The 7,674-nt window shown below is 58.8% G+C and carries 6 protein-coding genes; 5 read left to right on the top strand and 1 reads right to left on the bottom strand.

The genetic code is table 11. The features are described 5' to 3' along the window. Window positions 1-538: 538 nt before the first annotated feature. Window positions 539-2,224, bottom strand: coding sequence for an AIPR family protein (locus BUA05_RS11055; protein WP_084662623.1), 1,686 nt, complete (start codon window positions 2,222-2,224; stop codon window positions 539-541). 227 nt (window positions 2,225-2,451) lie between these two features. Between BUA05_RS11055 and BUA05_RS11050 the strand changes: the two genes are divergently transcribed. The 5 genes from BUA05_RS11050 (at window position 2,452) to tuf (ending at window position 7,541) form a co-directional block, all read left to right on the top strand. Continuing rightward, window positions 2,452-2,646 (top strand): hypothetical protein, encoded by a 195-nt coding sequence (locus tag BUA05_RS11050; RefSeq protein ID WP_178139177.1) that lies wholly within the window; start codon window positions 2,452-2,454, stop codon window positions 2,644-2,646. Between the two features lie 384 nt (window positions 2,647-3,030). Beyond that, a complete protein-coding gene (rpsL, locus tag BUA05_RS11045; RefSeq protein ID WP_006831873.1) occupies window positions 3,031-3,402 on the top strand; it encodes a 30S ribosomal protein S12 in 372 nt (123 codons plus the stop codon). A 141-nt stretch (window positions 3,403-3,543) separates the two neighbouring features. Continuing rightward, window positions 3,544-4,014: a 30S ribosomal protein S7 gene (gene rpsG / locus BUA05_RS11040; protein WP_072675064.1), complete on the top strand. Its 471-nt coding sequence runs from the start codon at window positions 3,544-3,546 to the stop codon at window positions 4,012-4,014. A gap of 109 nt (window positions 4,015-4,123) precedes the next feature. Beyond that, window positions 4,124-6,256 carry an elongation factor G gene (gene fusA / locus BUA05_RS11035; protein ID WP_072675063.1) on the top strand — a complete coding sequence of 711 codons (2,133 nt, stop codon included), beginning with the start codon at window positions 4,124-4,126 and terminating at the stop codon, window positions 6,254-6,256. Window positions 6,257-6,350: 94 nt separating this feature from the next. Next, complete coding sequence (tuf, locus tag BUA05_RS11030) at window positions 6,351-7,541, top strand: elongation factor Tu (protein WP_072675062.1); 1,191 nt, start codon at window positions 6,351-6,353, stop codon at window positions 7,539-7,541. Window positions 7,542-7,674: the final 133 nt, after the last annotated feature.

The following is a 7,674-nucleotide window of genomic DNA, read 5'->3' as shown; positions in this document are numbered from 1 at the left end:
CATGGCGCCGATCTCCAATGTCACAGCGCCATTGAGTCAGATTTCCGCAGCCTTGGGAATCCCCGTGAGTCAGAAATTATGCAGGTTGGTATTAGGTGAGTAGGAAAAGGGAAAGCCATCCTTGTGTTCCGCACGCCATCCGGCGCGCGAAATCCTCGCTCACACGCCCTGCGGGCGCATCGCTGCGGGCGGGCGGTCGCCCTTGCGGCGGCTTTGCCGCCGATACTTCTGCCACACCGTCACCCCGGACTTGATCCGGGGTCCAGCTTCCTTTGCTGAGCCACCAACGGCGCGTATGGCGATGGTTCGGGCCGCAGGCCCGCAAGCGCGACCGCGCGCCGCGCCTTATGGCGCGTAGCCGAAGCGAAGCTGAACGAGCGAAGCGAGGACAACCAGCGCGGACGCGCTGCGCCCGGCGCTTGAGGGCGCAAACAAACAACTCGCGGAGGGGAGGGGGTGGCGTCCATCGTCTTTGCGGGGATTGATAAAGCGCTGCCGCCATAGGGCGACAGAGAGCCGTTTGAATGCAGCGAAAAGGCTATTTTTTTATCGTTTTGCAGACGGCCTTCAGGTCCGGAACCTGCCCGCGTCTAATCCGGCTAATTCTAAGACCAATCTTGCTATCCATCTTGCTAAGGAATTTCGATGAACGCAATGTCGCTTTGAATGAGCCGTAGTCGTTGCGGTCGTAAGAGTCGACTGCTGCGTCGAAGAAAATTTCGGAAGCATGCTGAACGTGTTTCGCAAGTGCACTTCGAAACTCTTTTGCTTTCATGCAATTGAGTGAGATCTTTTCTGTAGAAAAAGATTTTTGCTTTTCGATGATTTTTTTCGTGACGTAGCTTATCCAATAAGTGCTCGTTACACTAAGTAGTTGTGCGTTTTCGTCGCCTTCCAAACTATCATAAAGTTCGGCACGTTTCTCGTCTGCGATGTTTCCGATCAACCATGCAAGATAGACGTCCTGCGCTTTCACCCCCTTAGGAAAAAGCTGTTGATATGGTTGATCAAAAAGTTCGCCCTTGTTGGCGATCGCTTGTATTAAATATTCGCTTTTTCCGGCCGCGATATACTGCGCCACTTTATCCAAACCGATTATATCTAAGTCTCGCCTCTGTCGCGCACCCTCTAATTTAGGTGCGTATGTCACACCAATTTTTTCGAATTCTCCGCGAAGCTTTTTTTGGATATTGTCTGCTGAGCGTACGCTCCAAATTCGAACGGCATTTTGCGAGTTGTTGTAACGTACAATGTCGTTCCGCAAGCTTTGCTTCGCTGCAATAACTCGTGCTAAAACCTTAGCTTCAGAAGAGGCTTTAGCTTGAACTAAACTTGAAGTGGTCTGGCACCCGTTTACGATACTGAATCTCTTTATCCGGAGGGATTTTGTTCCCTCAGGATCGCTAGTTGGCTCTACCGTATCTGCAACGATGGTTATGCCATTATTCAAAGCCCAAAACACTCCCGGCGAGTCTGATGCGGTCTTAATGATCTGTTGATTGATGCCACCTTTTCGCGCTCCAAGGAAAAGTCGCACATTTCCGGCAAACAGATCTTTGGGATATTGCTCGTGCAATCTTTGGAGCTCGTCGGCGCCAACAGAGCCGATCCAAGCTCGCCCATAATCACCTTCATCTTCGATATAATCGCCAACGAATGATAGGGTGTCGTCGGCGATTCCTGCCTCGCCTTCGACAATAGACTTGTAGCCGGACACGATATCTTCTCGCGCACTGTAAAAGAAGTACATGTTCTTTTGAGTGCCTTTTTGCGCCTTTAGCGCAGATTCAATTTCGTTTGATCGCAGGCCAAGGGAAATAAGCCCAAAAGTGAGAGAATAATCTGGATTATCGTCCCTTAGTTCATCAATCAAATCTGCAAGATCAGGCCTTCCAGATTCTCGAAGCAATTCGGGATCGCTGATGAACCCGATACTACTGGTGACTGCGTCCCATTTTGGTTTCGGTGTCGGCTTAGGGGTTGGTGATGTCGGATAATGCGCCTGGATCACGAATATAGATTCGTTTGCATCATCGCAGAAAACTAGATCGATCCCCTGATCGTTTCCACCGTCAACTGCGGCGGCCTCCAGTGCTTCATCCTCATCAATGCTATGGAAGTTCATGGCATACCAAGCAGCTAGCGCTTGGGATTTGCTGATGTGACCTCGTTTAGCAAGTTCGGCAATAGATGCTGCGATGTCGTCAAAAGTTGTGTCTGTCATGCGTGGTGAGTGGCGGATAGGACTTTATTTTTCAACAAGAAAAAATTTCGGCTATGACGCGTGAACGCACAATGTCTTGCCGCTCTGGACCCCGGCCTTCGCCGGGGTGACGAACGCAGGCGGTAGTGGCCCCGCGAGTCCCTTGTTTTCGCCCTCAAGCGCCGGGCGGCGGACGTCCGTCCGGTTGTCCTCGCTTCGCTCGTTCAGCTTCGCTTCGGCTACGCGCCATGGAGCGCGATGCGGCGGCGGTGGGATTATGGGAGAACCCCACCACGGGCCGCAAATACCCGCGCCTGCAAATCCTGACGCTGGCGGAGATTTTTCAGGGCAAGCGGCCCAATATTCCGCTGATGGATTTGAACACCGCGAAAAGCGCCAAGCGTGAGGATATGGACGCAGGCAAGCAGGGGTCGCTGCTTTGACCCCTCCGTCAGCCGCCTGCGGCGTCTGCCCCCTCCCCATTGCTGCGCAACGGGGAGGGGTAAGTTGGATCTCCCTTGACCCCCCACCCAAACCCGCCTAAGGGCGCGCATCTTCCGGGTTCGTCCCGGTTCGAGCTGAACATTGCCGGTGCGTTCCTCCATGGGGGCAGCCGTCAAAGTAACCCGGTGGCCGAAGGGCCGTGCGATATGGGTGGAGCGTTTCGGCCTCTTCGTCATCCCAGCGAAAGCTGGGATCTCATGCCTCAGGCGCGGTGCTTGCGGCTCCAGACCCCAGCTTTCGCTGGGGTGACGAGTTGGGCAGGCTTCTCTCCCCCCAATCGTCCGGCACCCGTGCTCACCATCAACCTGGTGAAGTGAGAACTAATGCCGACAATCAACCAGCTGGTCCGCAAGGGCCGCGTTCCGCAGAAGGCCAAGTCCAAGGTCCCTGCGATGGAGCAGAACCCGCAGAAGCGCGGCGTTTGCACCCGCGTTTACACGACGACCCCGAAGAAGCCGAACTCGGCGCTGCGCAAGGTCGCCAAGGTTCGCCTGACCAACCAGCGCGAAGTCATCAGCTACATCCCCGGTGAAGGCCACAACCTGCAGGAGCACTCTGTCGTGCTGATCCGCGGCGGGCGTGTGCGCGATCTTCCCGGCGTGCGTTACCACGTCCTGCGCGGCGTGCTCGACACGCAGGGTGTGAAGGACCGCAAGCAGTCGCGTTCGAAGTACGGGGCCAAGCGTCCGAAGTAAGGCTTAACGCGGTACCGGCTCCGGTCCGCTCCTCCGCCCGGCCATCCTACGGGATAGCCTCTGGGTGGCCGGGCGGGGGAGCGGGCCGGAGCCGCAAGGCGAACCCGGACGGGTTCGCCGCATTCCGAAGGAATTAAGACAATGTCACGTCGTCGTCGTCCCGAAAAGCGGGTCATCCTGCCCGATCCCCAGTACGGGGATCAGATCCTGTCGAAGTTCATGAACAACCTGATGTATGACGGCAAGAAGGCTGTCGCTGAAGGTATCGTGTACTCGGCGCTCCAGACTGTCGAGGCCAAGGCCAAGGCGGATCCGATCCAGCTGTTCCATGATGCGCTCAACAATGTGAAGCCGCAGGTCGAGGTCCGCAGCCGCCGCGTTGGTGGTGCGACCTATCAGGTGCCGGTCGAGGTGCGCCCCGAGCGTGCCCAGGCGCTGGCGATCCGCTGGCTGATCACCGCGGCGCGCGGACGTCCGGAAACCACCATGGCTGCCCGTCTTTCGGGCGAGCTGATGGATGCCGCCAACAACCGCGGCAATGCGGTCAAGAAGCGTGAAGACACCCACCGCATGGCAGATGCCAACCGCGCCTTCTCGCATTATCGCTGGTAACGGATTGTGGACCGGCCTGAAGCTGCGTCTTCCGGCTGTCACAATCGTCACTATATGGGGGCCGACCCGCTGACCCGGCGGCCCCCGACAGACGCTTAAGGAAACGAATATGGCCCGCGAGTATCCGCTGGAGCGCTATCGCAATATCGGCATCATGGCTCACATCGATGCCGGCAAGACCACCACGACCGAGCGTATCCTCTATTACACCGGCAAGTCCTACAAGATCGGCGAAGTGCATGATGGCGCGGCGACGATGGACTGGATGGAGCAGGAGCAGGAGCGCGGGATCACCATCACCTCGGCTGCTACCACCACGTTCTGGACCGCCGAAGATGCAACCATGGATCCGATGTCGGACCCGGACGCGCTGCGGGCGGATATGCCCAAGCACCGCATCAACATCATCGACACCCCGGGCCACGTGGACTTCACCATCGAAGTCGAACGCTCGCTGCGCGTGTTGGATGGTGCAGTTGCCGTATTTGATGGCGTTGCCGGCGTGGAGCCCCAGTCCGAAACCGTATGGCGTCAGGCCGACAAGTACGGCGTCCCTCGCATGTGCTTCATCAACAAGCTCGACCGCACAGGCGCGGATTTTTATTACTGTGTGCAGTCGATCATTGACCGCCTCGGCGCAAACCCGCTGGTGCTTTATCTGCCGATCGGTGCGGAAAGCCAGCTTGAGGGCGTTGTCGATCTCGTCAACAACCGCGGCATCGTCTGGAGAGACGAAAGCCTCGGCGCGAAGTACGAATTCGTCGAGATCCCGGCTGATCTGGCCGACAAGGCGGCTGAATACCGCGAGCGGCTGATCGAGACTGCGGTCGAGCAGGACGACGACGTGATGGAAGCCTATCTTGAAGGCAACATCCCCGATGCAGCCACGCTCAAGGCGCTGATCCGCAAGGGCACCATGGCCCGGGCCTTCGTGCCGGTGCTGTGCGGCTCGGCCTTCAAGAACAAGGGCGTGCAGCCCCTGCTCGATGCGGTGGTCGACTATATGCCGTCGCCGCTCGACGTTCCGGCGATCAAGGGCGTGCTGCCCGACAGCGACGAGGAAGCCGAGCGCCCCTCGAGCGACGATGCGCCGTTCTCTGCGCTGGCGTTCAAGATCATGAACGATCCGTTTGTCGGCTCGCTCACCTTCACCCGCATCTATTCGGGCAGGCTGGCCAAGGGTCAGGTCCTGAACTCGGTGAAGGACAAGAAGGAAAAGATCGGCCGCATGCTGCTGATGCACTCCAATAACCGCGAGGATATTGATGAGGCATTTGCCGGCGATATCGTCGCGCTGGCGGGCATGAAGGACACCACCACCGGTGATACCCTGTGCGATCCGGCCAAGCCGATCATCCTTGAACGGATGGAATTCCCCGAGCCTGTGATCGAGCTTTCGGTCGAACCCAAGACCAAGGCCGATCAGGAAAAGATGGGCATCGCGCTCAATCGTCTGGCGCAGGAAGATCCGTCTTTCCGCGTGTCGACCGATCACGAGAGCGGCCAGACCATCATCAAGGGCATGGGCGAACTGCACCTCGACATTCTGGTCGACCGCATGAAGCGCGAATTCAAGGTTGAGGCCAATGTCGGCGCGCCGCAGGTGGCTTACCGCGAATATCTCGCCCGCGAGGTCGAAGTCGATTACACCCACAAGAAGCAGTCGGGCGGCTCGGGCCAGTTCGGCCGCGTGAAGGTCACTGTCATTCCGGGTGAGCGCGGCCAGGGCGTGATCTTCGAAGACGTGATCAAGGGCGGGAACATCCCGCGCGAATACATCCCGGCGATCGAAAAGGGCTTCCGCGAGCAGGCTGCGAGCGGTCACCTTGTCGGCTTCCCGATCATCGATTTCAGCATCAAGCTGACCGATGGTGCGTACCATGACGTCGATTCGAGCGCGATCGCGTTCGAAATCGCCGCGCGCGGTGCGATGCGCGAAGTCGCAGCCAAGTCGGGCATCAAGCTGCTCGAGCCGATCATGAAGGTCGAAGTCGTCACCCCCGAGGATTACCTCGGCGACGTGATCGGCGACCTCAACAGCCGGCGCGGTCAGATCCAGGGCACCGACACGCGCGGCAATGCCCAGGCGGTGGAGGCCTTCGTGCCGCTCGCCAACATGTTCGGCTACGTCAATGAACTGCGCTCGTTCACTCAGGGGCGCGCGCAGTACTCCATGCAGTTCTCGCATTACGACGAGGTTCCGGCCAACGTCGCAGCCGAGGTCAAGGAGAAACTTGCCTAAGCCGGTCGATCGGTCTAGGGGCGGCGCCTGATTCAGCGGGCGCCGCCTTTCTCCCGCGAACACATCGTTTCATTCAAGAAGGTACACCAGAGAAATGGCCAAGGAAAAATTCCAGCGGAACAAGCCGCACTGCAACATCGGCACCATCGGTCACGTTGACCATGGCAAGACCACGCTGACTGCCGCGATCACCAAGGTGATGGCTGAAGTCTATGGCGGCGCGGCTGTCGATTTCGCCAACATCGACAAGGCTCCCGAGGAGCGTGAGCGCGGGATCACCATCTCGACCGCGCACGTCGAGTACGAAAGCGACAAGCGTCACTACGCGCACGTCGATTGCCCGGGTCACGCCGACTACGTGAAGAACATGATCACCGGTGCCGCCCAGATGGACGGCGCGATCCTGGTGGTGAACGCCGCTGACGGCCCGATGCCCCAGACCCGCGAGCACATCCTGCTCGCCCGTCAGGTCGGCGTGCCGGCGCTGGTGGTGTACATGAACAAGGTCGATCAGGTCGATGACGAGGAAATCCTCGAACTCGTCGAACTGGAAGTGCGCGAACTGCTTTCGTCGTACGACTTTGACGGTGACAATATTCCGATCATCAAGGGTTCGGCTCTGGCCGCGCTTGAAGGTCGCGATGACAACATCGGCAAGGAATCGATCATTGCCCTGATCGAAGCCGTCGATGCGCACATCCCGCAGCCCGACCGTCCGGTCGACAAGGACTTCCTGATGCCGATCGAAGACGTGTTCTCGATCTCGGGTCGTGGCACCGTGGTGACCGGCCGTATCGAAACCGGCATCGTGAACGTTGGCGACGAAGTCGAAATCGTCGGCATTAAGGACACCCGCAAGACCACCGTGACCGGCGTCGAAATGTTCCGCAAGCTGCTTGATCGCGGCGAAGCGGGCGACAATGTCGGCGCGCTGATCCGCGGCGTGGGTCGTGAAGAAGTCGAGCGTGGCCAGGTGCTGTGCAAGCCCGGTTCGGTCAAGCCGCACACCGAGTTCGAAGCCGAAGTCTATGTGCTGTCGAAGGACGAAGGTGGCCGTCACACGCCGTTCTTCGCCAACTACCGCCCGCAGTTCTACTTCCGCACCACCGACGTGACCGGCGAAGTGGTCCTTCCCGAAGGCACCGAAATGGTGATGCCGGGCGACAACGTCTCGATCGGCGTCAAGCTGATCGCGCCGATCGCCATGGACGAAGGCCTGCGCTTCGCGATCCGCGAAGGCGGCCGCACCGTGGGTTCGGGCGTCGTTGCCAAGATCACCAAGTAAGGTCTGGCTCCCCGAAGGGAGCTGATTGAACGCCAAAGAGGCCCGGCCGCTCGGCAAGAGCAGCCGGGCCTTTTCGTGTGCGGTGCGCAGTCGTTTCAGGCCCGCGCAATTTCCTTGCCAATGCCCCTTGCCA

This window comes from Erythrobacter sanguineus (assembly GCF_900143235.1).
GTDB classification, from domain to species: Bacteria; Pseudomonadota; Alphaproteobacteria; order Sphingomonadales; family Sphingomonadaceae; genus Erythrobacter; species Erythrobacter sanguineus.
This window is presented reverse-complemented; position numbering and strand designations above follow the sequence as displayed.